The sequence below is a fragment of the Gracilibacillus ureilyticus genome, from assembly GCF_900111195.1.
In the GTDB taxonomy this organism is placed as follows: domain Bacteria; phylum Bacillota; class Bacilli; order Bacillales; family Amphibacillaceae; genus Gracilibacillus; species Gracilibacillus ureilyticus.
The window spans coordinates 1-26,555 of record NZ_FOGL01000026.1 but is presented as its reverse complement, the minus strand read 5'-3'; the positions used below and the strand labels follow the sequence as shown (position 1 = coordinate 26,555).

The 26,555-nt window shown below is 35.7% G+C and carries 28 protein-coding genes; 22 read left to right on the top strand and 6 right to left on the bottom strand.

Features of this window, described 5'->3' with window-relative positions:
* Positions 1-969 precede the first annotated feature (969 nt).
* The 9 genes from BMW36_RS18915 to BMW36_RS20780 all read left to right on the top strand — a co-directional run bounded on the left by BMW36_RS18915 (position 970) and on the right by BMW36_RS20780 (position 12,733).
* The gene (locus BMW36_RS18915) at positions 970-2,247 is read left to right on the top strand and encodes an ABC transporter substrate-binding protein (RefSeq protein WP_175480524.1); all 1,278 of its coding nucleotides are present in this window, start codon (positions 970-972) and stop codon (positions 2,245-2,247) included.
* A gap of 66 nt (positions 2,248-2,313) precedes the next feature.
* Positions 2,314-3,234: a carbohydrate ABC transporter permease gene (locus BMW36_RS18910; protein WP_089744059.1), complete on the top strand. Its 921-nt coding sequence runs from the start codon at positions 2,314-2,316 to the stop codon at positions 3,232-3,234.
* Positions 3,235-3,247: 13 nt separating this feature from the next.
* On the top strand, positions 3,248-4,093 hold the full coding sequence (locus BMW36_RS18905; protein ID WP_089744057.1) for a carbohydrate ABC transporter permease: 846 nt from the start codon (positions 3,248-3,250) through the stop codon (positions 4,091-4,093).
* Positions 4,094-4,118: 25 nt separating this feature from the next.
* Entirely contained in the window at positions 4,119-5,141 is a 1,023-nt protein-coding gene (locus BMW36_RS18900) for a LacI family DNA-binding transcriptional regulator (protein ID WP_089744056.1), read from the top strand.
* Between the two features lie 10 nt (positions 5,142-5,151).
* Positions 5,152-5,754 (top strand): YesL family protein, encoded by a 603-nt coding sequence (locus BMW36_RS18895; RefSeq protein WP_089744054.1) that lies wholly within the window; start codon positions 5,152-5,154, stop codon positions 5,752-5,754.
* Between the two features lie 281 nt (positions 5,755-6,035).
* A complete protein-coding gene (locus BMW36_RS18890) occupies positions 6,036-7,781 on the top strand; it encodes a methyl-accepting chemotaxis protein (protein WP_089744053.1) in 1,746 nt (581 codons plus the stop codon).
* 185 nt (positions 7,782-7,966) lie between these two features.
* Positions 7,967-9,016, top strand: a complete 1,050-nt coding sequence (locus tag BMW36_RS18885) for a LacI family DNA-binding transcriptional regulator (protein ID WP_281243080.1) — start codon at positions 7,967-7,969, stop codon at positions 9,014-9,016.
* 299 nt (positions 9,017-9,315) lie between these two features.
* The gene (locus BMW36_RS18880; RefSeq protein ID WP_089744048.1) at positions 9,316-11,763 is read left to right on the top strand and encodes a carbohydrate binding domain-containing protein; all 2,448 of its coding nucleotides are present in this window, start codon (positions 9,316-9,318) and stop codon (positions 11,761-11,763) included.
* Between the two features lie 835 nt (positions 11,764-12,598).
* Positions 12,599-12,733 carry a hypothetical protein gene (locus BMW36_RS20780; protein ID WP_281243079.1) on the top strand — a complete coding sequence of 45 codons (135 nt, stop codon included), beginning with the start codon at positions 12,599-12,601 and terminating at the stop codon, positions 12,731-12,733.
* A gap of 430 nt (positions 12,734-13,163) precedes the next feature.
* Here the strand turns inward: BMW36_RS20780 and BMW36_RS18875 are convergent, their stop codons facing one another.
* Complete coding sequence (locus BMW36_RS18875) at positions 13,164-13,358, bottom strand: hypothetical protein (protein ID WP_089744046.1); 195 nt, start codon at positions 13,356-13,358, stop codon at positions 13,164-13,166.
* 236 nt (positions 13,359-13,594) lie between these two features.
* Between BMW36_RS18875 and BMW36_RS18870 the strand changes: the two genes are divergently transcribed.
* Both BMW36_RS18870 and BMW36_RS18865 read left to right on the top strand, forming a co-directional pair.
* Complete coding sequence (locus BMW36_RS18870; protein ID WP_089744044.1) at positions 13,595-14,218, top strand: hypothetical protein; 624 nt, start codon at positions 13,595-13,597, stop codon at positions 14,216-14,218.
* Between the two features lie 116 nt (positions 14,219-14,334).
* Positions 14,335-14,793 (top strand): SRPBCC family protein, encoded by a 459-nt coding sequence (locus BMW36_RS18865; protein ID WP_089744042.1) that lies wholly within the window; start codon positions 14,335-14,337, stop codon positions 14,791-14,793.
* Positions 14,794-14,952: 159 nt separating this feature from the next.
* Here BMW36_RS18865 and BMW36_RS18860 read toward each other — a convergent pair whose 3' ends face one another.
* Positions 14,953-15,528 carry a general stress protein gene (locus BMW36_RS18860; protein WP_089744040.1) on the bottom strand — a complete coding sequence of 192 codons (576 nt, stop codon included), beginning with the start codon at positions 15,526-15,528 and terminating at the stop codon, positions 14,953-14,955.
* A gap of 397 nt (positions 15,529-15,925) precedes the next feature.
* Between BMW36_RS18860 and BMW36_RS20455 the strand changes: the two genes are divergently transcribed.
* Positions 15,926-16,066 carry a hypothetical protein gene (locus tag BMW36_RS20455; RefSeq protein ID WP_175480523.1) on the top strand — a complete coding sequence of 47 codons (141 nt, stop codon included), beginning with the start codon at positions 15,926-15,928 and terminating at the stop codon, positions 16,064-16,066.
* A gap of 410 nt (positions 16,067-16,476) precedes the next feature.
* Positions 16,477-17,070, top strand: coding sequence for an RNA polymerase sigma factor SigZ (gene sigZ / locus BMW36_RS18855; protein ID WP_089744038.1), 594 nt, complete (start codon positions 16,477-16,479; stop codon positions 17,068-17,070).
* Positions 17,071-17,171: 101 nt separating this feature from the next.
* Here sigZ and BMW36_RS18850 read toward each other — a convergent pair whose 3' ends face one another.
* Positions 17,172-17,354, bottom strand: a complete 183-nt coding sequence (locus BMW36_RS18850) for a hypothetical protein (protein ID WP_089744035.1) — start codon at positions 17,352-17,354, stop codon at positions 17,172-17,174.
* 282 nt (positions 17,355-17,636) lie between these two features.
* On the opposite strand from BMW36_RS18850, the gene BMW36_RS18845 reads away from it, so the two are divergent.
* The 6 genes from BMW36_RS18845 (at position 17,637) to BMW36_RS18820 (ending at position 23,697) form a co-directional block, all read left to right on the top strand.
* Positions 17,637-19,160: a copper amine oxidase N-terminal domain-containing protein gene (locus BMW36_RS18845; RefSeq protein WP_089744032.1), complete on the top strand. Its 1,524-nt coding sequence runs from the start codon at positions 17,637-17,639 to the stop codon at positions 19,158-19,160.
* Positions 19,161-19,579: 419 nt separating this feature from the next.
* Positions 19,580-19,882 (top strand): metal-sensing transcriptional repressor, encoded by a 303-nt coding sequence (locus BMW36_RS18840; RefSeq protein WP_089744030.1) that lies wholly within the window; start codon positions 19,580-19,582, stop codon positions 19,880-19,882.
* Positions 19,883-19,896: 14 nt separating this feature from the next.
* Positions 19,897-22,281 carry a heavy metal translocating P-type ATPase gene (locus tag BMW36_RS18835; RefSeq protein ID WP_089744028.1) on the top strand — a complete coding sequence of 795 codons (2,385 nt, stop codon included), beginning with the start codon at positions 19,897-19,899 and terminating at the stop codon, positions 22,279-22,281.
* Positions 22,282-22,309: 28 nt separating this feature from the next.
* Complete coding sequence (gene copZ, locus BMW36_RS18830) at positions 22,310-22,513, top strand: copper chaperone CopZ (RefSeq protein WP_089744026.1); 204 nt, start codon at positions 22,310-22,312, stop codon at positions 22,511-22,513.
* A gap of 187 nt (positions 22,514-22,700) precedes the next feature.
* The gene (locus BMW36_RS18825) at positions 22,701-23,069 is read left to right on the top strand and encodes a YuzC family spore coat inner layer protein (protein ID WP_089744025.1); all 369 of its coding nucleotides are present in this window, start codon (positions 22,701-22,703) and stop codon (positions 23,067-23,069) included.
* Between the two features lie 187 nt (positions 23,070-23,256).
* Positions 23,257-23,697, top strand: coding sequence for a cell wall hydrolase (locus BMW36_RS18820; RefSeq protein ID WP_089744023.1), 441 nt, complete (start codon positions 23,257-23,259; stop codon positions 23,695-23,697).
* A 61-nt stretch (positions 23,698-23,758) separates the two neighbouring features.
* Here BMW36_RS18820 and BMW36_RS18815 read toward each other — a convergent pair whose 3' ends face one another.
* Genes BMW36_RS18815 through BMW36_RS18805 form a run of 3 tightly spaced genes read right to left on the bottom strand, consistent with a single transcriptional unit; the run spans position 23,759 to position 24,825 of the window.
* Positions 23,759-23,989: a hypothetical protein gene (locus tag BMW36_RS18815; RefSeq protein WP_089744021.1), complete on the bottom strand. Its 231-nt coding sequence runs from the start codon at positions 23,987-23,989 to the stop codon at positions 23,759-23,761.
* Positions 23,979-24,467, bottom strand: a complete 489-nt coding sequence (locus BMW36_RS18810) for an RNA polymerase sigma factor (RefSeq protein ID WP_089744020.1) — start codon at positions 24,465-24,467, stop codon at positions 23,979-23,981. Before BMW36_RS18810 ends, BMW36_RS18815 begins: the two co-directional genes overlap by 11 nt.
* Positions 24,454-24,825: a hypothetical protein gene (locus BMW36_RS18805; protein WP_089744018.1), complete on the bottom strand. Its 372-nt coding sequence runs from the start codon at positions 24,823-24,825 to the stop codon at positions 24,454-24,456. Before BMW36_RS18805 ends, BMW36_RS18810 begins: the two co-directional genes overlap by 14 nt.
* Before the next feature lie 264 nt (positions 24,826-25,089).
* Between BMW36_RS18805 and BMW36_RS18800 the strand changes: the two genes are divergently transcribed.
* The 3 genes from BMW36_RS18800 to BMW36_RS18790 all read left to right on the top strand — a co-directional run.
* Entirely contained in the window at positions 25,090-25,296 is a 207-nt protein-coding gene (locus BMW36_RS18800; RefSeq protein ID WP_089744015.1) for a hypothetical protein, read from the top strand.
* A gap of 91 nt (positions 25,297-25,387) precedes the next feature.
* Positions 25,388-25,870 (top strand): spore coat protein, encoded by a 483-nt coding sequence (locus BMW36_RS18795; protein ID WP_089744013.1) that lies wholly within the window; start codon positions 25,388-25,390, stop codon positions 25,868-25,870.
* Positions 25,871-26,080: 210 nt separating this feature from the next.
* Positions 26,081-26,555, top strand: a 475-nt coding sequence (locus tag BMW36_RS18790) for an RNA-guided endonuclease InsQ/TnpB family protein (RefSeq protein ID WP_139180342.1), incomplete at its 3' end; no start/stop codon positions are given.

Below are 26,555 nucleotides of genomic sequence, written 5' to 3'. Positions count from 1 at the left end.
AAGCGACTAGCCCTTGTAGCTGGACTGCCCGTCCAAACCCTTGATATGAGTGGGTTTTTAAGTAAGAAGAGAGTGAAATGCTAACATTTTGCTAACATAGAGGTTTTTAACGGAGGCTTCTCATGAGTTCACTGAACTTTTGAGAGGCTTCTTTTATTTATTCCATTGCCTCCTTTGCTGAACTTTATCGCAGTATATGGCCTTCCAATTGGGCAATATAGTTTTTTTATGTTAACTATCTCCTTTTAGAAGTGCAGCCGAACAGCCTTTCCTATTCTTCCTCTTCATTCTCATATACATTGAGTAAAAGTATACTCACGATATACTGATTATCTTGGGTCCATGCTCTGTTAAAGAAGATTGTTGATTTCCGCTCCAATCAACAGTTCAGAAAATAAACATTAACATTTAACAGGGCCTTGTGATTAATAATATCAATAACTCATTACGTTAAATCTCTTAACTTCATCAAAATTTGCTTTCTAGCACTATCTATAAATTTACGATTCATCGGTATGTCAACGGTTTGCTTGTCACTTACCCTAACAATAATTGTATTATTACTAATCTGTTTTACATATCTAACACTGACAATAAACGAGGTCGGGGATGAAATAAATAAGGCTAGTTTTAAGATTTGCGACCCAGGAAACCTCTTTTTAAATAACTAATTATAAAGAATTTATTGCAGTGATCGATACATTATTAGTTTAACAAAGTGATAAACCGTTTTCTCTATTTGTTTATGATTACAGAATATTTTGCAAAAAATGACTTGATTTTATGAACATTTCATACTATACTGTAGCTAGAAAGCGGATTCAACACGCTGCAGCGCAAATATTCGTTTATTTTTTTATTTGGAAAGGGAAACCGCTTTCCCAAAGGCGTAAATGTTAGTTCGCATCATAATGTGAATGGCTGGAAAGTAATCGCGTTATAACTTTAAAAACACGGGGGTTAATGATGATGAAAAAATGGTTAATCGTAATAGTATTTTCTCTTGTAGCTTTATTTTTAGCTGCTTGTAGTGATGACGGTGATAAAGCGAGTGGTGGTAAGAGTGATGGTGATACAGTAAATTTAGACTTCTGGGTGTTTGGAAGCACAGGTTATCAGGAGTTGGTTGATGAGTACATGGAGGAGAATCCTAACGTAAAAATCACCATTAATGAAGGTGAAATGAATGATATGCACAATAATTTATTTACGTCAATTTCAGCTGGGAGTGGCGCACCTGATATTGCACAAATAGAAGTCAGCCAAGTGGAGAAATTTTTGCAAGCTAAGGATCAATTTCATAATTTAAATGATTATGGGGCTGAAGATGTTGCTGAAAACTTCCTTGATTGGAAATGGGCACAAGCTCAAACTGTAGATGGAGAATTTCAAATCGGTCTGCCAACAGATATTGGACCAACCACCATGTTCTACCGTATAGATGTCATCGAAGCAGCAGGACTTCCTACGGATCGCGAAGAGCTTGCTGCTGAAATCGATACATGGGAGGCATATTATGAAGCAGCTAAAAAGGTAAAAGAAGAAACAGGTAAATATATGACAGATACGCCTCAGCTAGTTTATAACGCAATAAGAGATCAACAAGACCTGCAATATTTTAATGAAGATGATGAATTAATTATGGAAGACACTGTAAAAGAAGCTTATGATTTTACTACTAAGATGATTGAAGAAGACTTAATTGGTCAAAATGAACTTTGGACTCCAGAGTGGGGTACTGCGATGGCGGAAGGCACGTATGCTACGATGCCAGGTGCTCCTGGTTGGATGGTTGCCAATGTGAAAGGAAATGCACCTGATGCGTCAGGTAATTGGGATATTGCATCAATTCCTGAAGGGGCAGGTAACTGGGGAGGTTCTTTCTTAACAGTTCCAAAAGAATCTGAGTATCCACAGGAAGCATATGACTTTATTTCATGGTTAACAGCTCCTGAACAACAATTAAGATCATTTGAAATTGCTGGATTGTTCCCATCTACACCAGATGTATATGAGAATGAAGAATTTTTAGCAACAACAGATGAATATTTCAATGGTGCCCCAACTGCGCAGATTTTTGCTGAAGCGGCAAAATCGGTGAAAACAGTATACATGGGTGTGAATTATGCAATCGTTGATACGGAGATATCCACAGCACTTGTCAATGTGGCGGTAGATGGTGCGGACCCACAAGCAGAATGGGATGCAGCAATCGAACGTATTACTTCACAATTAGAGAGACAATAAGGATGAGGTTCAAACGGTCTATGGATTATCGTAGACCGTTTGATACCAATGAAAGGAGAAAATGTTATGGCTAAAACAGAAACAACATTAAAGACTGCTAAAAGATCATCCTTAAGTGAGAGAACTAAAGAAGCTATTTCAGGTTATATATATATATCACCATTTTTTGTGTTATTTGCTATCTTCGGTCTATTCCCGATTATTTTTAGTTTTTACTTAGGTTTTCAAAAGTGGAATGGTCTAGGTGAGATGGAGTTCGTTGGCCTGCAAAATTTCAAATGGGTATTATCAGATGAGATATTTTGGACTTCTCTAAGTAATACTTTAATAATGTGGGTTTTAGGTACGATACCGCAATTACTCTTTGGTATTATTCTAGCATATGCATTAAATGCCGCATTGATTAAGATGAAAAGTTTTTTCAGAGTGGCTATTTTTATGCCGTATGTAACATCGACAGTGGCTGTTGCTATCGTATTTGGTATCATGTTCAACAGTCAGGATTTTGGCTTAATTAATGTTATTTTAGGATGGTTTGGGGTTGATCCAATTAGTTGGAATACATCTTGGTGGGGTGTGAAGATCGCTATCTCAACGATGGTATTCTGGCGTTGGGTTGGTTATAATACAATCATTTATCTTGCTGGTCTACAAGCTATACCAAATGAATTGTATGAAGCAGCTCAGATTGACGGTGCTACAATTCGTCAGAAAATACAGTATATTACAATCCCGATGTTACGGCCGATTATTATATTAACTGTCTTTACTTCCACAATTGGAGCATTGCAACTTTTCACAGAGCCATTAATTTATATTGGGAGATCTTTTAGAGAAGAAGGTATTACAGTTGTTCTATACTTATATCGTGAAGCATTTACAAATCTATCATTTGGTCCTGCTTCAGCAGCTGCAATTATCTTGTTCATTATTATCATAATTTTATCGTCAATTAACGTATTTGTTGCAAATCGGATTGGGCGATAAGGAGGGTTAGCAAATGAGTGAAAAAACAGTATCTAATAAGGTTTCAATTTCGAAGTTGTTTGTGTATGCACTACTTGTCATTGCTTCCTTTTTATCCATCTTCCCGTTGTATTGGATGTTTGTAATGGCTACAAACCATAATAGTGCAATTAATAGTGTCCCACCAGCGTTTATTCCGGGTTCCGAATTAGTTACTAATTTTACGAACGTAATTAATACAATTGATTTCTGGGGGGCAATTGGGAATTCCTTAATTGTCTCTGTTGTCGCAACACTTGGTGTGCTATTCTTGTGTTCACTTGCAGGTTTTGCATTTGCTAAATTTGAATTTAAAGGAAAAAACTTTCTATTCTTTGCTATTCTTATTACGATGATGATTCCTCCACAACTTGGTTTAATCCCACAATATATCATCATTTCCAAATTAGATTGGTTAAATGATTTGAAGGCAATTATTATACCTGGTCTAATAGATGCCTTTGGTATATTCTGGATGAGGCAATATATAAGTAGTAATGTGCCTAATGAACTTGTAGATGCTGCGAAAGTCGATGGCTGTTCTAATTTTAGAATATACTGGAATATAGCTGTACCTGTCATCATCCCAGCATTTGCTACATTAGCGATTATCAAGTTTATGTATATCTGGAATGATTTCTTGTGGCCACTAATCGTATTACGCGAGGAATCTTCTTTTACGATTCAGGTAGCATTACGTGGATTAATTGATAATTATGTACGAGATAATGGTATGATCTTGTCTGGAACGTTTTGGGCAACTGTACCGTTAATTATTGTCTTCTTATTGCTTAACAGATTATTTATTCAAAGTTTAACAGAGGGTGCAGTGAAAAGTTGAAACTTAATTTAATAGAGGGATGTTCATGAGGCTGACTATCAAAGATGTAGCGAAAATGGCAGGTGTATCACCTGGTACAGTATCAAAAGTAATTAATAAAACTGGGAGTATTAGCGCGGAGACAGCTAAAAAAGTAGATAAAATAATAGTAGAGACAGGTTACCGTCCTAGCTTTTCTGCCAAGTCTCTGGCAACGAAAAAATCCAACCTTATCGGTTTAATTTTTCATGTGGAATTTAGTCACCCTTTCTTTAATGAAATAGTTAATTCCTTTAAGGTAACTATAGGAGAACTAGGTTATGATATGCTTGTTTTTTCTAGAGAAAACTTCAGTAATACAAAGGAAGATTACATCGCTAAGTGCCAATATTTTCAATTAGATGGCTGTGTAATTATTTCAGGGGAAGAATTAGAACCACCTTTGCAGGAATTGGATGAAAGTGATATTCCGTGTGTAGGAATTGATATCGAACTTAAAGGACCTAAATCTAGTTATGTATCAACAGATAATCATAAAGTTTCCTCAAAAGTAGTTGAATATCTTTATCTCCATTCGATTAAAGAAGTTGCATTCATTGGTGGACCAAGTGATTCCATTGTTTCTAACATTAGAAAAAACGCATTTCTTCATTATCTCGATCTATTTGGTATGGTTAAGCGACCGAATTGGATTCAGTATGGTGACTACTTTGAGGAGAGCGGTTATCAAGCAATGAAGCGAATATTAGCCTCTTCCCCTTATCCACAGGTAGTTTATGCTGCTTCAGATATGATGGCATTTGGTGCGCTAAAGGCATTAAAAGAAGAAGGAATTCTTGTACCAGAAGAAATTAAATTAATTGGTTGTGATGATATTGAAGCGACACGTTATAGTAATCCGCCGCTTGCAACAGTGAAACAAGATAGAGTGAAAATGGGGAAATTAGCGGCATATATGTTACATGATTTAATATCTGGTAATGCAGATTCATTTTCTATATTAGTCGATCCACAACTTATCATTAGAGAATCTTGTACTATTGGTACAGAGATAACTATTCCATCATGAAGGTGATGCTATGAATAAATCAGAAAACATGTTCTTTAAAATACTCGATATTTTTGCTCATTTTGTATTGTTAAATGCCTTATGGGTCATCTGTTGTATTCCAATTTTGACTATCTTTCCAGCTACCACAGCGTTATTTGGAGTTGTACGTAAGTGGCATGTGGAAGGGACGAATGTAGGTGTTGTTCGTCTATTCTTCTCTCTTTTTAGGGCCAACTTCAAAAAAAGCTTTTTAATAGGGCTAATGTGGTCAATTGCTGGATCTATCATTTATTTTGATATGTCAATCGTTTTACAGATAGATTTTACAGGGGAAATAGTTGTGTTCATTTTGTTGATTTTTTCCTCTATTCTATATGTTTTTATGACAATTTACATTTTTTTCGTATTAGTCCATCAGGAATTATCTATTCTATATTCGATAAAAAATGCATTGTTTATGTCCATTGGTTACTACCTTCATACATTTCTTATCATAGTAATAATAGCCGGATCATTATTTATCACATATCTTGCTCCAATATTTCTAACGATTATAGGAAGTGTACTTGCATTTTCGATTTATCATCTCTTTCATAATTTATCTAGTCGTACGATTAAGGGGAGCATGTAGAAAATGGATGATGAAATCTACAATTACCTTTAGTAGACTGTCAATTAAGTGCTTTGACAGTCTATTTTCATAGGGGAGGGTTATAGTATTAATTCTTTACTTAAAAAAGAATATACGTATCATCACACTGAGCGGTGTTATGATCTTGTATCTGTTCTCATTCTATTGCATGACGGTATAAGCGCCCCTAATACGCTGAAATTAAATGATTCATTCATAAGGGAAAAAGTTTTGGTGTGGGTAAATGAAGTTCTCATTTTATTAGAAAAGAGGGTCCTCACATGTTTAATGGGTTTATTTCTATAATTAAGAAATTAAATGTTCGCCAACATACTCTAAAAAATATGAATATTGGAAAGAAATATGGACTGGCATTATGTTTCGTATTTATTTTGTTTGGTATTTCTACTGTAATTGTTTTAACGCTAATGAATAAAACGGAAGAAGATATTTCAAATTTAGAAAGTAGAGGGGACAAAGCAATAGAAATCACGGAATTGGGTTCCATCATACAATCGAAAGGTATAAGTGTGGTGAATTTTGTCCAGGATGGCCATCAACAATTTATCGATCAGTATGAAAAACAACAACAACAATTTGATACATTAAGTAAAAAACTTGAAAAATCTTTAGAAACAAATGAGCAAAGAGAGTTATTACAAAGTGTATTAACAAATGATGAAAAAATAAATGACTTATTTTTAATTGACATTTTAGAAGAAAAAGTTGCAGATAATCAAACAAACACAGAAAGCTTATCCACGCAAATTAGGAATTTACGTAATGAGTCGCTTTTTATATTGGAAGAAATCAAGAAAAAAATAAATGAAGAACGAGCAGTATCTGTTTCAAAAACCAAAGAAAATCAACAATCGACTTTTGTTGTATTACTTGTTTCCATGATCATATCCATTGTGGGAGGTAGTCTCCTCGTATTTTATATTAGTCGTGTTATCTCTCGTAAATTAAATAAATTAGTGGAAGTAAGTAACGGTATAGCGAATGGAAATCTTGAAGTGGATACAATTAATGATGAAGGGAAAGATGAAATAGGTCGACTCGCCTTTGCAATAAACACGATGAGTAATAGGTTAAGATTAATTATTAAGCAAATATCTAGGGTATCTCATAATGTTAGTGGTAGAAGTGAAGTACTAACTCAATCTTCATTTGAAGTTAAAGCAGGGTCTCAACAAGTTTCAGCGATTATGCAAGAATTATCATCAGGTGCTGAAACACAAGTAAACAATACTAATGCTCTATCTTCTTCTATGGAATCATTTATTAGTAAATTACAAGAAATAAGTGCAAGCAGTCAGTACATTAATAACTCTTCTAACGATGTACTTGCAATTACAGAAAAAGGCGTACAATTGATGAAAGAATCCATCCATCAAATGAATCTCATTGATCAAGTAGTCAACGAATCAGTGAAAAAAGTGCTTGGTTTAGATACAAAATCTAAAGAGATAACTAAATTAATTTCTGTGATAAAAAATATGGCAGAACAAACCAATTTATTAGCACTAAATGCCTCAATTGAAGCAGCAAGAGCAGGCGAACATGGCCGCGGGTTTGCAGTGGTAGCAGAGGAAGTAAGAAAGCTGGCAGAACAGGTATCTGTTTCAGTATCAGATATTACAAGCATAGTTGATGATATTCAGCAAGAGTCTACAAATGTGTCAAAATCGTTATTAGGTGGTTATGAAGAAGTCAAAAAAGGAACAAAGCAGATGAAAAACACAGGGGAAACTTTTGCAGAAATAAATCAGGCGATGAAACAAATGGCAGCTAATTTTAATACTGTCACAGGAAATATTGCAACAATGTCAACGAACAGTCAAGAAATGAGTGTAGCTGTCACGGAAATTGCTACTGTTTCGGAAGCGGCTGCTGCAGGTATGGAACAAACGTCTGCTTCGTCTCAGCAGACATATTATTCAATGGAGGAAATCGCTAATAATGCTAAAGAACTTTCCAAAATAGCAGAAGAATTAAACGAATTAATCAGGCAGTTTAAGTATTAAAAGCAAGATGAATTCGTTCAAGCAACTGATGATACTTCATAAGATACCAATTATAAATTGTATCCTGTTAAATATAAGATATCCTGCAAATTGATCTAAGATAGTTATCAAGCATTATAGTTTGACAAATAGGGATAAAAAAAGCTAAAACTAGATTAGGAAACGCTTATATTGATGATAACAAATTGAGGGAGTATATTATGAAGTTGACTATTCGGGAAATTGCAAAAATGGCTGGGGTATCACCTGCTACGGTGTCTAAGGTAATTAATCAGACAGGAAGAATTAGTCCAAATACAATTCAAAAGGTCAAAAGAATAATCGAAGAAACTGGTTATCAGCCAAGTTTTTCGGCTAAAACATTAACAACAAAAAAGTCGAATATGATTGGTCTTATCTATGCTGGGGAATTAAATGTGGAATTTAATCATCCTTTTTTTAACCATGTTATTAACTCCTTCAAAAATACAATTGGACTATTAGGTTATGATATTCTTGTTTTTTCTAATCAAGCTATTAATATAGGCGAAGTTGATTATATTGCTCGAGCTAGCCATTATCAATTAGATGGTTGCTTAATTATTGCTGGAGAAGATATTGGAGACTCTATCACTAAGCTGGATGAGAGTAACATTCCTACTGTTGGAGTCGATTTAGAATTATCTGGTGAGCAGTCTAGTTATGTTATGACAGATAATAAAAAGGTTTCAAAACAAGTAGTAGAATATTTCTATTTACATGGCATTCGAAAAGTGGCATTTCTCGCTGGTCAAGAAAAATCACAGGTTTCTAATGAGCGAAGGGAGTCATTCGTTCAATCAATGAAAGAGTTCGGGATGGATGTGGACGATAATTGGATTAAATATGGTAACTATTTTGAAGAAAGTGGTTACGAGAAAATGAAAGAAATATTACAAGAAGACAGTCGACCTGACGCTGTATTCGCAGTATCAGATATGATGGCTTTAGGGGCTATGAGGGCTATTAAAGAAGCGGGATTATCTGTACCAAAAGACATTAAAGTTGTCGGATGTGATGATATTGAAGCATGTCGGTATAGTGACCCAAGTCTTGCAACAGTGAAGCAAGACCAAATAAAAATTGGGAAATTAGCTGCTACTATGTTGCATGATTTAATTAGTGAGAGAAAGGTACCGAAATCTTTGTTAGTAGATCCTGAATTAATTATTAGAGATTCATGTAAAGTTGGAGCGGATTTTAGTGGAAGAAGTTGATTTTCTGGGGATAATAGCTGTTGTGGATGAGTATAAAGTTCCGCGATAATAAAGAGACAAGAAACCTTGTTTTACAACATACTTATTCACAAATCTATTTATTTTGTATTGACATCAGATTTGCAGGTGAATATAATGAAAGTAGGAAACCGCTTTCTCTGTGTTTAGGATATATTAAACCTATGATTATCCTGAATATTTATCAGATAGGATAAACACTTTTTATTTATTCTGTTTTGTAATCGTTTACCTTTTTGAGAAACCGGTTACCCTAATTAAAAATTTTTGGGAGGATTATTATGCATCTAAAAAAAATCTTAATGGTTCTATCTGCAGTATTTCTTGTTAGTTCCAGTTTTTCTTTTGTTGGCAGTGTTTCAGCTGAAGAAAGTACAGAAACAGATAAAGACCAACAAGCTGAAGATTGGGAAATGGTATGGTCTGATGAATTTGATGGTAATGAAATTAATATGGAAAATTGGAGTTATGATCGTCCTGACAATGGAAGATATAACGGAGAAATCCAATCATACACAGAAAATAATGCATTTGTTAAAGATGGATCGCTTATTTTAGAAGCCAGAAAAGAAGATATAACAGAAGCTGATGGGGAAACATATAACTATTCTTCAGCAAAATTAATCACAAAAGGAAAGCAAAAGTGGACATATGGAAAAGTAGAAGTTAAAGCAAAAATGCCAACAGGACAAGGGATTTGGCCAGCCATTTGGATGATGCCTGAGGATGAACCATTTTATGGGACATGGCCAGTAAGTGGAGAGATTGACATTATGGAATTATTAGGCCATGAACCTGATACTATCCATGGAACAATCCATTTTGGTAAGCCTCATCAACAACGACAAGGAACGTATACATTACCAGACGGCCAAACATTCGATCAAGATTATCATACCTACAGTATAGAATGGGAACCAGGAGAAATTAGATGGTATATTGATGGCCATTTATATCACACTGCGAATGACTGGTTCACTAAACATGATGATAATGCAGCAGATTATACGTATCCAGCACCATTTGATCAAGACTTCTTTCTAATTATGAATATTTCAGTCGGTGGTTCATGGCCTGGGTTCCCTGATGAAACAACTGTATTTCCACAGCAAATGGCGGTAGATTATGTCCGTGTTTATCAAAAAGATGAATACCCAATACATGAAAAGCCTGAACATGAGGAAGTAGAAGAAGTAAGAGAACCACTAGAGGATGGTAATTATGTTTACAATGGCAGTTTTGACGTAGAGGATACTGAGGTAAATGGAATCGAAGGAGTGCAATTCTCTGATTATTGGACGTATACAAATGGAGGCGGCAATGCTACACTCGATGTGAATGATGGGGTAATGGATGTTCAAATTGAATCAGGGGGCGACGTGGAGCATGGAGTACAGTTACTACAGTCCCCAATTAAATTAGAAAAAGGTGCTAAATATAGAGCATCTTTTAAAGCAAAAGCAGAACATGAAAGACCATTAAAGGTTAAAATAGGTTCAGAGGGCGATCGTGGATGGAGTGATTACGCAGGACTGGAACCACTTACGATAACTCCGGCTTGGGAAGATTACTCATTTGAATTCACAATGAATGAAGATACGGATCTTAAAGCTCGCTTTGAATTTAACATGGGATTAGATGATGGTGACATTTCACTTGATGATGTAAAACTGGTCAAAATAGCTGATGCACCACCTGTTGACCCTTCCACAATAGTAAGAGATCCTCTGCCAACAGGAAACTATATTTATAATGGAACATTTGATCAAGGTACAAATAGAATGGGATTTTGGGATTTTCGTATAGACGATACTGCTGATGCAACAAGTTATATTGGAAGTGGTGTAAATGAACGAAGATTTGAAACTAGAATTAACAATGGAGGAAGTAAGGAGACGTCCATCCAATTAATTCAAGATAATTTAAATTTAAAGTCAGAGAAAACGTATCAGTTAACATTTGATGCAAGTGCAGAAGCGGAGAGAGATATAAAAGTAAGTGTAGTTAATTCAGAATATGAAATAGTTTATGAAGAATTAATAAGTTTAGTTCCTGACACTGAAGAGTACACTGTGCAATTTACAATGGATAAAGCCACAGATAGTCAATCAGAACTTCATTTTAATATTGGTGGTAATGAACATGATGTGAATATTGATAATGTATTTATGAAGGCATTACCTTTACCACAAGAAGAAGGAAATCTACTTAAAAATGGATTATTTGATGGATTGGCTAACTGGAGAGCAGAAGCATATAACCCTGGTCAAGCAAGCTTTGAAGTGAATGAAGAAGGACAAGTTAAGGCTACGATTGACAATATTGGGACTGAAGACTGGAATATTCAATTATTCCAGCATGGTGTACATTTGGAAGAGAATGCAACGTATGAAGTATCATTTGATGCTAAATCGAGTGTTGACAGACCATTACGTCTTCAGATCCAACACAATGGGGAAGAAGATGATGATTGGACAGGGTATTTTGATAAGACAGTCTTATTAAATGATACATTACAAAGTTATACGTATACATTTGAGATGAATGAGTCTACTGATATTGCAGCAAAATTTGGTTTTACACTAGGGAATGATGCTGAAGGAACAACACCAAATCAAGCGCATGAAGTGTATATCGATAATGTGATTTTAAAGAAAGTAGAGGACGTCGAGAAGACATGGGGACAAGTTCCTTTTCCGCCTTTTCTTTGGTACTGGAAAATGAACTGAGTGTAGCTAAGTGGTGTAAAGAGCAGGGTTTAACTATACACTAAATTTACTTTTGGAAAAAACAACTACCCCCAACCTCTTAATAAATTTAGAAAGTCCGTTCACTTAATGGCGAACTTTAACTACGTCACTCTAAAATGCATATGGGCGGTATGTTCCGAGCGACTAGCCAACATGCCTAACCCGAGTTTTAAGTAAGAAGAGAGTGAAATGCTAACATTTTGCTAATACACGAGGTTTATAACGGAAGCTTCTCAATAACTAGTTCACTGAACTTTTGAGAGGCTTCTTTTCCTTTTTGTGTAACATGAAGATAGACATCTTTGATGGATAAGGTCTTAATGACGAAAGGATAACCATGTTGTCATTCGATTTTTGCAAAGATAAGATCTTTGTTGTAGTAATCTCCCCTAATTGTTCACTAAATTGAATATAAACTTCTTTATTCTCCTATAAAACATTAATGATTTCTTCTTCCCCCTTAATTTTCACGTTGAAAGTTTCGTGTTTTAGGAGTAACTTATCCTAGCTATTCAGTTTTCGGATTATACGCCTAAACTAATTGTAAAAACTAAAATAATAATCATTAATAAAAATCTTCATTTGCTACTTAGTAGACAATACGGCGCAACAAAGCTTTTACATCTTTTTTGGAAATATAAAACAATTATTCTTTATCTTGTGGTACCATTATTTAAGAATGAATTTATGTGACATTATGCATTTATTACTTAAACGAGCAGGGTTCTTGAACAAGGGAGTTTTTAGAGTGGGGGCGAAAGAATGAAAAGGAGGACAGTAATTGTTGGTCTTCTGACCTAAAGGGGGAATAGTTATGTTTCGTCAAATGGTACAAGATTTTCTATTACAATTAAATGAGGTAAACATCGTTATACAATACTTCGGTATAACTTTGTGGTCATTTATCCCATTCGTAGAATCTCCTGGTGTAACAGCAGCTGTTGGTTAATAGGACTTTTAGATTTTTATTTTTTTTACTAAGTATAGGCGGAAACTGGATTTCACTTATGCTGATTATTTTACCCTTTAATGCTATTGTTTAAAAATTCAAAATCGAAAAAAAGTGAACTAATAAAAAATTCTTGGTCATTCGATTAAGCCGTTGTCAGTTTTTTGGGGGGATTGGTAGCAGAGCTTGTAGTCAAGCCTCAACAGGCGCATACCAAAAGTTAAAGATTAGAAGGCGTAGATAACTTGGTAAGTAAAAAATAAACTACATGCAAATAAAAATGCCCGCCACTTATCACGTCTATTTATTGATGTAACAAGGACTCTTTATTATGAAAAAATCGCTGAATTGAATCCAGTAGAATACTGATTTTCATTCAGCCAATCTGCAAAGCAGCATAATAAAAAATCTAACATTTGGGGGGAACCACTTAACTGCTCTCTTTATCTTTTTTTCTTAAATGTCCTTCAGCCCAATAGCAAAGCCTAAAGAAAATTACTATAAATGCTGTTTGTATCAAATTACCTAAATAATCTATTGGTTGATTACGAAATATATCAATTATTATCATAACTAAGAAATAGACTAAACCTGGCAATGTCCAAAAAAGAAGTGATTTTTTCATATTTGTCCCCCTAAGATGTGGATTAACAACAAGGGTAGCGTCAAAAACTATCTTACGATATGAACAGTATAACAAAAATATGTTATAAAAAAATCTATTAGAGGGGAGTTTCGTTGAATAATTTCAGATACATGTTTTATTACGATGCTAACTAGATTTTGAGAAAAGAAAAAATTGTACCCCGAGACTTCACAGAGTAATATTAACTAACTAAAAATAGCAAAGGAGATAAAATAATGAAAGAGACTACTACCATTCATCAACGTGTTATTGGTAATATAATTATGGCATGCGTGTATATATTTGTTGGATCTATATTTGCATTTATCCCTGATTATAATAAAACGACTTTAATTTTTAATTTAAGCATTTCCGCATTTTCGTTTTTACTTTGTCTATATTTTGCTTTTAAACTGAGAAATGAACATCAAAAGTACGGTGTTACGTTTGCATATATTATATTCTCTACATGGGGAATATTAAACTTTACACCTCTATTAACTGCAATCTCTTTTACTTGGGCATTCTGGATAAGTGTTATTGGTATTTTATTTGTGAGTTTATTTCCATATATATATTCAGAGTATATAGAAAAGAACAAACCTGCTTTAGAAGTTTCGCCAAGAAACAGAGTGATGTTAGTTAATCTGGTTATAATGCTTTTCATTGGAGTTGGCAATTTATTTATTACTGTGTCAAATCATGGTTTATATACTGTTACAACAACTTTGTTTTTTTACCTTTTGTCGCTTGTGCTTTTTTGTACAGCACCATCTATCTTATTCAGTGATAAACGCTTGAGCCAAATAACAGATTACAAATCAGATATCGGTGATTTTATGAAGAAACACCAATTGTGATTGCTCTTGAAATGACTAGAAATTTTATATTTTTATAAGAAATTTAACAGCATTCAAAAGACAAAAAGGTATAGCTGAATGAAGGTGTAAAGGGATTTAACAAAGGAGAATTTTCCATGCCTATTATTAAACATAGTCAGTTTATAGATGCACCTGTAGATAATTTCTTTGATCTAGCGAGAAACGTGGATATACATATAAAAACAACAGCTGGAACTAGAGAAACAGCTGTGGCTGGTGTGACACAAGGTTTACTTGAAGAAGGGGATACGGTTACTTGGGAAGCAACACATTTTGGTATAAAACAGAGATTAACTGCAAAAGTGACTTATATGGACAAGCCTAAAGTATTTGTTGATATCATGCTAAAAGGTGCCTTCCACTCTTTCACGCATAAACATCAATTTATGGAAGAAAGCGGGGGGACCATTATGATAGATACATTTGAATATAAGTCACCATTTGGTCTAATAGGTTTGATTGCTGACAAAATATTTTTAGAAAAGTATATGAGAAGATTTATAATTTCCCGTGCAGAAGGATTAAAAATGATTGCTGAAAAGCTAACTTCCTAAATGAATGTTAGTGCATAATGGACTTTTTAGTTATTTTTATAAATGCATTCTGATCTCTCCGGGAAAAATGAGAAATCCCAAATAGAAAGTCCGCGAAACCCAAATTACATCGAATAGGGAGATGCTATCAACAGCATCTCCCTATCTTAAAAAATTCACTTATCTTCTATTTGCTCTATTGTTGTGGATCGTTGCATGTTCAGGATACATTCCTCTATTTTCTGTATCATGGGAGAGAAATGTTTCATAAATCCTTCCTTCGTGTTCTTCATTTACTTCGACCAAGACAATGATTTTTCCTTGTTTTAGAAAACCTTCGTATTGCTTTGCCTGTTCTTCTGGTATACCTAGTCCGACGAGTGCGCCGACGATACCTCCGCCACCTGCGCCAATTCCTGCTCCGGTTAGTGTTGCTGCCAGGGGACCTGCTGCTGCGATTTGCCCAATTCCCGGGATGGTCAATAGTCCAAGTCCAACAACCAATCCGCTGAGACCACCGAGTATACCGCCAGATGCAGCTCCAATACCAGCTCCTTTACCGGCATTTTTCTCGCGTCCTTCATGGTTGGTAATGACGCCAGATTTCGTTTCATTTTCCAGCACATTCGCTTTACTTTTGTCATGCACAAATACGGATATATCCTTAGAATGGTAGCCGCCGGATTTCAACTCTTTTATTACTTTTTCCGTAGTGGCGACATCTGAAAATACTCCACCGATAATTTTCTTTTCCATTACAAGTCCTCCTTTTCTGTGTTTATTCACTATATACCCGATGAGATAAAATTTATTCATATACGAAACGGAATAAGGGAATTGTTCCGAGTATAAGTTGGTTACAATAATTCTCTTATTCTCAAATCATGAAATAACATGAGCCTGGTAAAAGCATATTACAAAAATATTAAATGGCGTTAATATGGTTTAATAGTTCAAAAAAACGAGAATACCATTTATGAGACATGATAATTAATTGAAGTCGATATCATGTCATGAAAAATAAATAAGTGAGCAGCTCTTTTAGAACGCGCTCGCTATTCTGTGATGGTTTGAACATTCCAAAGTAGTTGCTTAAGGTGGACACTAACGTATTCCGTTAGCTATTGAAGAACTTAACAAAAGGAGGATTAATATGACTGACAATAATAAAAAACAAGATTCTGCTGAACAAAATTTAAAGAAGAAAGATCCTAATCGTGATATTGATCCACAACGTGAAGTGGATGATACGAAGAAGAATGAGAGCGAAAAGAATCCCGACGATTTTAATTAGAATTTGATTAGCATTAACTTCTTAAGGGGGAGAAACTAGAATTCAATTCTGGGATTCTAGTTTTATCCTCTAAACCATTTCTTTAAATAGATTACAGGATTGCCGTATAAACTGTTGAATTCCTGAACCACTCACCTATTCCAATGCTGCTCCATCCTTTTCATTTTTTTAATCAAGTCGTCATTCCTTGGATAATATTTACACTTCACACACTCTGCAATCCCCACCGATCAAAAGTCTTACTTCTGAAACGAACTATTTCTTATTTTTATGAAGTTTCCGTACGAAAGAAGTAAAATGATATAATTGTATGGTCGCTTATGCTTATTCTCTTTACAGACAGACCATTTTGCGTCCATTTATAAAAACTGTCGTCTTATATAGAAATGGATTTTAATGGAGGAATAATCATGGATATAGAGATTATTTGGAAAAAATTTCACCAACCTTTGAAAGGATTTGTTTCAAAAAGAGTATCTGATCAATATATTGCTGAGGATATTGTACAGGATGTATTTTTAAAAATAGCTAAATCCCATCATACATTAAAAGAAGATGAAAAAATCAGCAGTTGGATTTATAATATAACCCGCAATACGATTATTGATTATTATCGTAGAAAAAAAACAATGGGAGAGCTGCCAGTTGATTTAGTTGCAGAAAATAAGGAAAATGAAACATTAACCAAAGAGCTTTCTAAATGTATCAGACCCTTTATTAAACAATTGCCAGACAAATACAAGGAAGCAATTTTGCTGACAGAAATAAACGGTATGTCTCAAAAAGATTTAAGCAGTCATTTAGGGATGTCTTTTTCTGGAGCGAAGTCGCGGGTGCAAAGGGGGCGACTGAAATTAAAAGAGCTATTGGTGGCCTGTTGCCATATTAAGACAGATCAATACGGTAATATCTTAGATTATTATGAAGCGGATAACGATTGTAAGAGTAGTGCGTGCGAAAGCCAGAGTTCTGTCTTTAAATCGGATAAATCAGCAAATATCTAACACAGTTATCACAGCGCTAAATCGTCTGCATTTCCCCTAAAACAAAATTCATATTTTTAAAAGAGGGTAACTGCCATCCTTGTAGTTACCCTCTTTTACATTTACTTGCAACAAGAGACTGAATGTGGATTTTTAGCGACTTCTGAAGAGTTCCAATCGCATTCTTCTTTCTCGGCCGCTTTTGCACTTTCATCAGATCCGCAGCAAGCTTCCATACCCTCTGGATAGGAAACACCACAGCATTCAACATCTTGGTCTACCTTGAGGTTTAACTCTTTACTCATTTTATATCCCTCCTGTAATTAATACTTACATTACATATGACGGAAGAGATGGTTGAAGGACGCAAATTAGTATGGGAATATACAAATAATAAAAAAGAGTTATATAGTTAGTTTGCTATTCTTTCTCTTGAAGGGCATTTCCTGTAATAAAAATAAAGGGATATTGCATTTTTTATCGAAATATAGAATATACAGGATAGGTTCATATACCTACTTTTAAAATTTCAAAGTTTAGTAAATGAAATACTTGTCCTGAATATTAGTATAGGAGAACGATTATTAATGCAAAAATCGATCAGTTCAATGTTTATTATTTATATAATTTCTTTTATATTTATTGATTCGATTTCAGCGGCTGGTGATCAGGATATTTCTGCACAAAATAAGGAGTATGCCATATCTGAATCGGAAGTGTATGTTGATAGTATAAAAGTAAGTTATCCAGTGAAACCAATTATTAAGGACGGAACTACCTTAGTCCCGATAAGGGAAACATTTGAAGCGATAGGGGCAACAGTGTCATGGAATCAGGAAGAAGAATCTGTTATCGCTACTAAAGGCAATACGAAATTATATTTGAAAATCGGGTCACATACAGCTTTTATTAACGAACAGCCATTAGAAATAAAGGCAGCACCGGTTATCTATAATAGTAAAACCATGATCCCTCTTAGGCTTATTGGTGAATCATTTGGTGGAACAGTAGATTATAATACGGAGACAAAGGTAATTTCTATCACCATGCCAAAGCTTTTAGCTGATTTTCTATCAAAGGAACATGGTGTGATTTCAAACATTCAAGATATAGCGGATGTGAAAATGTCCGGTGACAGAAGACTAATGTTAAGTGATAATCCGGAGAATATAAATGCTAATACAATCAAAGAGAATAATTCTACATTGTGGAATGATGTAGTGAAGGAAAATAGTACATCAGAAGATCACAGGGTGGTTGGATGGCATGTGAATGAGTTTAACAAAGAAGTAACCGTTGGAATAACTCTTGAAAATTTGTCTGAAACAAATACAATCGAAGTAAGGAACTTAGAAGGTATTCATAAAACTAGCTTAATTAATTGGGACTATGATATCGGGCTTCCTGTTTCAGAAGCTGTATTAAACAATCGATTACACAATATAGAATTAAACAATAACCAGGCTAACCATGGAGAAACTATTCAGATAGGGAGTTATAATTTAAATCCAGGCGAATTAATAGGTTTTTTGAATGATTTTACGGTTATGAAAACTTCCGGTACGGGCGATTTAAATTATATTATTAGAACAGTGGTAAGTACGGAAAACACCGATTTAACCAAAATAGATTCTGTACCTGTTCCTATTGACCAGAATAACCTGCATCCAAGGGGAGTTTGGCGCAGTTCAGAACTTTCTGCTGAATTACCATCTTATGATGTACTGCAAGATGGTGAACAGTCATATAACATATCAAATGGTAAAACGGATAATATGCTGAATGCGGAAAATAGTTTAGTAGAGAATGCTGTGTCCGTATCGAATATGGGACATTATGGTGTTGTGTATAAAGTTAAGATTCCTTTTGTTAATGAATCTGGTGAAGAAAAAACAATAAGAGTGAGACTTGCCAGCAGAGGCGGCTTATACAGCGGTACGGTTAAGACGGGAGAAGATGTGTTCAACATACATCAGTTAGAGCCTAATAACGAAGTAATAAATGTAATTGATTATAAAACAGTTAAAAATAATGGACACATCGAGCTGGATATTATGCATTCTGGGGGATCATACTTGCCGATATCGATTAATATTAACACTGTAAATTAAGGCTAATATTGTCTTATATCAGGACAAGAATACATTCATTTAAAAGGTGAAAATATATGAAAGATGGCTCCCTGCTATTCTGCGCATACGAGCCTTTTAGTTCCCTATAATGGTTAAAGCTATGGAAAATACCTTTGTTCTTCTTTTAGTTTTTCAGTAAGCAGAAGCATCAATGCAAAAAAAGCGAATGGAAAGACGGTATGAATGTATGAGAAAAAGTAAAGCCTATGATTACTGTCAGTATATGCTGCCGCCATTGTGTAAAAACCACATTCTCCTTTTCTGTGCGGGGCAGACTCATTCGCTTCAGTGGCTTTTACATTACACGTTCATCCCTTGTTAATAATCCGGAGTTTTTTTATTGACAATAATACTATAGGGGGGTATAGTATTACTATAAAGAATAGGAAGTGATTTATTTGGAAAAATTTTTACATGATCAACCAAGTAAACCGAGAACAAATGATGAAAAGCAAAAAGTTATTAATCGATTAAAACGTATAGAAGGCCAGGTCCGCGGCATCCAGAAAATGGTGGAGGATGATCGCTATTGTATGGATATACTTGTCCAAATAAGTGCCATTCAATCTGCATTGAAAAATGTAGGTTTCTCTGTTACAGAGCGGCATCTCAACCATTGTGTCAGCGATGCAATCAGGCAGGGTGATGGAAAAGATGCCATTGATGAACTAATGAATGTGATGAAGCAGTTTTCCAAGTAAGGAGGAGAAGTATTATGGGAGAAACTAATCATGCAACACTCCGTATAACCGGCATGACATGTGCTGCTTGTTCCAACCGTGTTGAAAAGGTGCTGAATAAGATGGATGGAGTAAAAGCGCAAGTTAATTTAACAACAGAAAAGGCAACGATTGATTACAATTCTGATAAAAACTCTATTGATGATATTACGAAAAAAATTGAAACGATTGGTTATGGGGTACAAACAGACAAAGTTGAACTCGATGTCATGGGGATGACTTGTGCGGCATGCTCCAATCGGATTGAAAAGATTCTGAATAAACAAGGCGGGGTTAAGCAGGCAACAGTAAATTTAACAACAGAAAGTGCTACAGTAGAGTATAACTCCGGTTTAGTTGATCAGAATGCACTAATTGAAAAAATACGAAACATTGGCTATGATGCAAAGCCGAAAGCAGACGCAGAGGAGAAAGAAACATATAAAGAAAAAGAAATGTACCATAAGAAGATAAAATTGATTATTTCTGCTGTCCTTTCTGCACCATTACTATTAACGATGCTTGTCCACTTATTTGGTACCCAGCTGCCGGGACTTTTTATGAATCCATGGTTCCAATTTGCCCTGGCAACACCTGTTCAATTTATTATTGGATGGCAATTTTACGTCGGTGCATATAAGAATTTAAAAAATGGCGGGGCGAACATGGATGTTCTGGTTGCGTTGGGGACTAGTGCTGCCTATTTCTATAGCTTATATGAAGCTCTTAGCACCATCGGTAACCCGGGGTATATGCCACACTTATACTTCGAGACAAGTGCCGTTTTAATAACACTGATTCTATTCGGGAAGTATTTGGAGGCACGGGCGAAAAGCCATACAACAAATGCTTTATCTGAACTGCTTAATTTGCAGGCAAAAGAGGCACGCGTCATAAGAGACGGGAAAGAAATTATGATTCCTTCGCAGGAAGTAATAGTTGGAGACCATTTAATTATTAAACCTGGCGAAAAAATACCGGTAGACGGTATTCTCGTTAAAGGCCGGACTTCTGTGGATGAGTCAATGCTTACGGGGGAATCTATTCCAATGGAGAAAGATCCAGGCGCAAAACTCATTGGTTCTACCATCAACAAAAATGGTTCGGTTGAAATGGAAGCAACAAAAGTTGGTAAGGATACGGCACTTGCTTCTATTATAAAAGTAGTTGAAGAAGCACAAGGGTCGAAGGCGCCAATTCAGCGATTAGCAGATATTATATCAGGGTATTTTGTTCCTGTAGTTATTGGAATTGCTATCATCACCTTTATAACCTGGATTAGTTTAGTGGAACCGGGTCAAATGGAACCTGCCTTAGCTGCAGCCATTGCTGTGCTGGTTATTGCCTGTCCATGTGCATTGGGACTTGCTACTCCGACATCTATTATGGTAGGGACAGGGAAGGCTGCAGAAAGTGGAATCTTATTTAAAGGTGGAGAACATTTAGAAAGAACGCACCAATTAGAAGCAATTGTTCTTGATAAAACGGGAACAATTACAAAAGGGAAACCGGAAGTTACTGATTTTACTGGCGATAATCAAACATTACAATTACTCGCTAGTGCTGAAAAAGGTTCAGAACACCCGCTTGCAGAAGCGATAGTTGCGTATGCCATAGATAATAATGTCGATTTTCTGGATGTAGATGAATTTAGTGCAATACCCGGGCATGGTATTGATGTAAAAATTTCCGGCAAACGAATTCTTGTTGGTAATCGTAAATTAATGAATGACTTTCAAATTGAATTAGATGGTACAGAAGAACAATTAGTGAATTATGAACAGAATGGAAAAACTGCGATGTTAATTGCAGTTAATGGTAAATACCATGGAATAGTGGCAGTTGCTGATACCATTAAAGAAACAGCACGTGAAGCGATCCAGGAATTAAAAGGTCTTGGGATGGAAGTAATCATGCTGACAGGTGATAATGAGAGAACAGCTCAGGCCATTGCCAAAGAAGCAGGAATTGACCGAGTGATTGCCCAGGTATTACCTGAAGAAAAAGCAGAGAAAGTAAAAGAGATCCAGTTACAGGGTAAAAAAGTAGCCATGGTTGGAGATGGTGTGAACGATGCACCTGCATTGGTTACTGCAGATATAGGGATTGCGATTGGTACTGGTACAGAGGTGGCGATTGAAGCTGCAGATGTCACTATTTTGGGTGGAGAACTATTGCTTTTACCGAAAGCAATTCGAATTAGTCATGCAACCATCCGCAATATCCGCCAAAACTTATTCTGGGCTTTTGGATACAATACAGCAGGAATTCCAATCGCAGCAGCAGGGCTACTTGCACCATGGATTGCAGGTGCGGCTATGGCATTAAGTTCTGTGAGTGTTGTTACTAATTCACTTCGTTTAAAACGTACGAAGCTGTAGAAATCCGATTTAAAAGGAGGTGATAGTCATGGAAAAAACACTAAGTGTACAAGGTATGTCATGCGGTCATTGTAAGATGTCAGTAGAAGGTGCGTTAAAGGATCTGGATGGCGTATCAGCAGCTGAAGTGAATCTGGAAGCTGGAAGTGTAGATGTTACTTATGATTCTGAGAAAGTAACAGTTGATGCAATGATAGATGCAATTGAGGAACAAGGCTATGAAGTTAGTTAACGCCTGAATGTACAATAAAAGCTGATTTTCGCATAGAAAATCAGCTTTTATTTTTACAGGTGGAGATTGGGAGATTATATCCAACTTGAAATATCTCCATTTACAACATCCTCGTGTTTTCCTTTCTAATAATGAATCACTTATTTTGGGTTGATGCATAAAATACCCATAAAAAAGGTGGTATTTTATGTATTACGGGACAAACGGTTATCCTCAGGTAGTGAATTACCCTTATTATCCAGTGAACTATTCATATAGACAATATCCCCCAGTTGATACCAGTATGTTTGAACAGTCGGTAACCGTATTTCAGAAAATTGCCAGTGAATCAGTTGTTGTTCTTGAGAAATTTACTGAGAAAGAATTTTCCCAAAGTCTGATGGCTGCCGCGCAATCGGGAAATAGAGAAAAAGTGGATCAGCTGATCAAATCAATTGGTACGTCTTCTCCTATAAAAACTGAATATACTCCGTCAGGGATCCTGCTGACTATTTACGGAGATATCCAAGGTACTGAGTGTTGTGCCTTAACGATGTATCTGAGATGGGGAAATTAACGGCAGTGAAAGCAATAAGTGTTGGTAGAGAACCATTCTTATAATTATGGTAGGAAATATAGACGTGGATGTGTTAACTTCTCTTGATGAGATATTTGGCAATGTTCTCTGTATGTCTAGGAAGAATACATTTATAGCTAAACAAATTTAGGCTTTTTTCATACAATGCATTTAGAGGTGATAATTAATGGCTAGGGTAAAATACACTGGCAGTGATGTTGACTTAATGGCAAGGATGATGCGGGCAGAAGCAGAGGGCGAAGGAAAACTGGGAATGTTAATGGTGGGTAATGTAATTGTGAATCGTGCCAAAGCGAATTGTGGAGACTTTGAAGGGCTAAGGACAATACCGCAAGTTATCTATCAGGTGCAGGGCGGAAATTACTCCTTTGAAGCTGTGCAAAAAGGGAATGTTTTCTATCAGAGGGCAAGAGAGTCAGAAAGAAGGCTTGCAGAGCAAACTTTAAAATACTGGAGACAGCATCCATCTAAGTATGCGCTTTGGTACTTTAACCCATATGCAGCATGCCCGCCTACATGGTATGACCAGCCTTTTGCAGGGCAATTTAAACAGCATTGTTACTATGAACCTGAGGCGAATACATGTGAAGGTGCGTACAGATGGTGAGAGGAAGAGAACCCTTGCAATTTTTGCAGGGGTTCCTTTTATGTAATCAACTTTCCGTTTCTCAGATGAAAGCAAAAGGAATGGAACATACGAAAGCTGCAATTGGAAATAAAGCGATTTTGAGCGGTGTCCATTGCCTGAAAAGAAAATCTGCTGGACTTTTCACTGGTTCAGAAAGCCAGTTAACCATTCGTTGAGAAAGGGATTGTTTTAATGAGATTTCTGGTACATCCACATTGAATTGATCCATTTTCTCTCTCAATTCTTTAGAAATGTCGCGCTTATTCATCATCTTCCACCTCCAATAGATGCTTTAATTTTTTCAATGAATGATACAGTCTTGATTTTACTGTTCCAATCGGTATTTGTAAGATGTCAGAAATTTCATTATGGCTCAAGGCATGATAATAAAAAAGTATAATAACAGATCTGTGGCTTTGTGGTAATTCCATTAATGCCGTACGTATCGAAATTTTATCATCTAATGAAATAGATGACACATTATGCCGTTCATACAGGAATGGTAATAACTTTTTAAATTTATTTCTTCTTTTCAATTTGGTCATTGTTAACTGATAGGCGATTCTGAATAAAAAAGTACGAATATGGGACTTGGCTGGATCAAAGCTTTCTTTATAATTATGGAATTTTATAAAAGTATCCTGTGTGATTTCCGCACTCAATGTCTCATCCTGTGTGTAACGGTAAGTGAATTGGTAGATCTGCCTATGATAAGAATTAAATAATTCCTCCAACTTACTTGAATTCATCTGACCACCGCTCTTTTATACCCTTAAAGACATAAGCTAACCGTGAAATACACCATGCCCCTGTGAGCATCGAAAAAATTACCGCCTGGTGAAGGAAAAATTGTACCCAGCTGTCATTGATTGTTTTTTCCTGAAATAAACAGACAGCTAGACCAATCAGACAGATAAAAGCATAAGCACCAGATATGATAATGATATAATCCCATCTCGTCCAGTAAAAGTAAATATCTGATTGCTTAAAATCAATTTTCTTCTCCTTATCTTTCACTACTTTCTTATTTAATGTAGCTATAACTATTGCAAAGACATTCCCTAACACAATTGTGACAATTAAGCTAATCATCCAACCTAATTGCATGTTCATCATCTCCTTTTATCTACTTATACCATTAAATGTGATAAAAGGTTCACCAAAAGATAAAAAATATGAAATGGCCACAATTATTTGTTATAAACGCCAATGTTTATAGAAATGGGTAAAGGCACTTACTCATACAGGATAAATTACATAATGTATCAGAGAAAGAGGAAATTGACTGTTGTATAAATCCTCTATTCCCTTCATCCATTGATGTTTTAAGCAATGCAGCTTCACTGTTTTAATTTTTAGGAGGTGATTCAGGTGGTGAGTAACAGCGATTTTAAAGACACGTCGGAAAAAATTATTGATCTGCTAGTTGGGACAACACTTAAGCGTCACAATATCCAATTGGATAGCAGAAACCTTAGTGCAGAAGACAGGGAGCAATTAAAAAGTCTGGTTAATGAGTTGAAACGAAGTGTACAATCGCTTAGTGAGAGAAATAACAACAGTGAAAATAGCAATTAGATAAAACAAATATTGAATTAGTAGTTAAATGGCCTTAGCAACAAGATTGTACCGACATATATTAATAATATAAAAGACAAGGAGTGTTACTATGACAGAAGTAAGGTATGTGAATGGAAGACCTGTTTACTATACAGGAAGAAATGTTCAGACAAAGAAGTGGAATGCTTTGGACCCTAGCATGTGTCACCCGTTCGATCACAGCACAGATAATCAGGAAGGGCGACAAGAGATCAAATCTCTTCAGGAGTCTTATGAATCTATTATCATTAAAGATTCTTGTGATGTGGAAGTTTCGACAACTGATACACAGGCTGCATTAAATGTGCAGGTTGGGTTGCAAGCCGCGATTGCCTTAGTCATTAGTATTTCTATTGCAGATAGTGATAAAGCAGATAGAGTTACCCAGGATCTTTACGAAAAAATTAAATCCAGCCAGGTAAATAAACAACAAACGTATGTAGAGAATTCAAGAGGCGTAAAAGTTACTACAACAGATACAGATGTAGCTGTAAATGCTCAAGTATTATTACAAGTATTGCTTGCATTGATTGCACGATTAGACATTCTATAATTTGGCAGGAGGGGGTCTTCAACTGAAGGCCTCTTTTTTATAGAAGTCCCTATTTAACGAACTTCCGACAGAATTCTCCCTCTTCAAGCGTGTGAAGGGCATAGTCCAACGGTAAGGGGGAGATGAATGTCGGTTGGGAGATATCCCAAAGGAGTTGCTTTTATCGAACTTATGTTCTATAATGAGAGTGAGAAGGGGAGGTGATTGGATGTGTCGAAACTTAGCAAGGCCTATAAGTTTCGATTGTATCCAACGGAGGAACAGGCTTTGTTGATGCATAAAACCTATGGTTGTGTTCGCTTTGTCTATAACAAAATGTTAGCGGAACGGAAAGCAATGTATGACAACCTAAACGATGATAAAGAAGCATTAAGGAAAGTGAAACATCCTACTCCTGCCAAATACAAACAAGAATATGACTGGTTAAAGGAAGTAGATTCTTTAGCTTTGGCGAACGCTCAGCTAAACTTAGAGAAAGCTTATAAAGCCTTTTTCAAAGGGGTTGCCAAGTTCCCAACATTCAAAAAGAAACGACACAAGCAAAGCTACACCACCAATGTCGTGAATAGGAATATTAAGTGGTTAAATGGTCATATCCAATTACCTAAATTGAAAATGGTCAAAATGAAACAACACAGAGAGATCCCCTCAGACTATATCCTCAAATCTTGTACCATATCTGTGA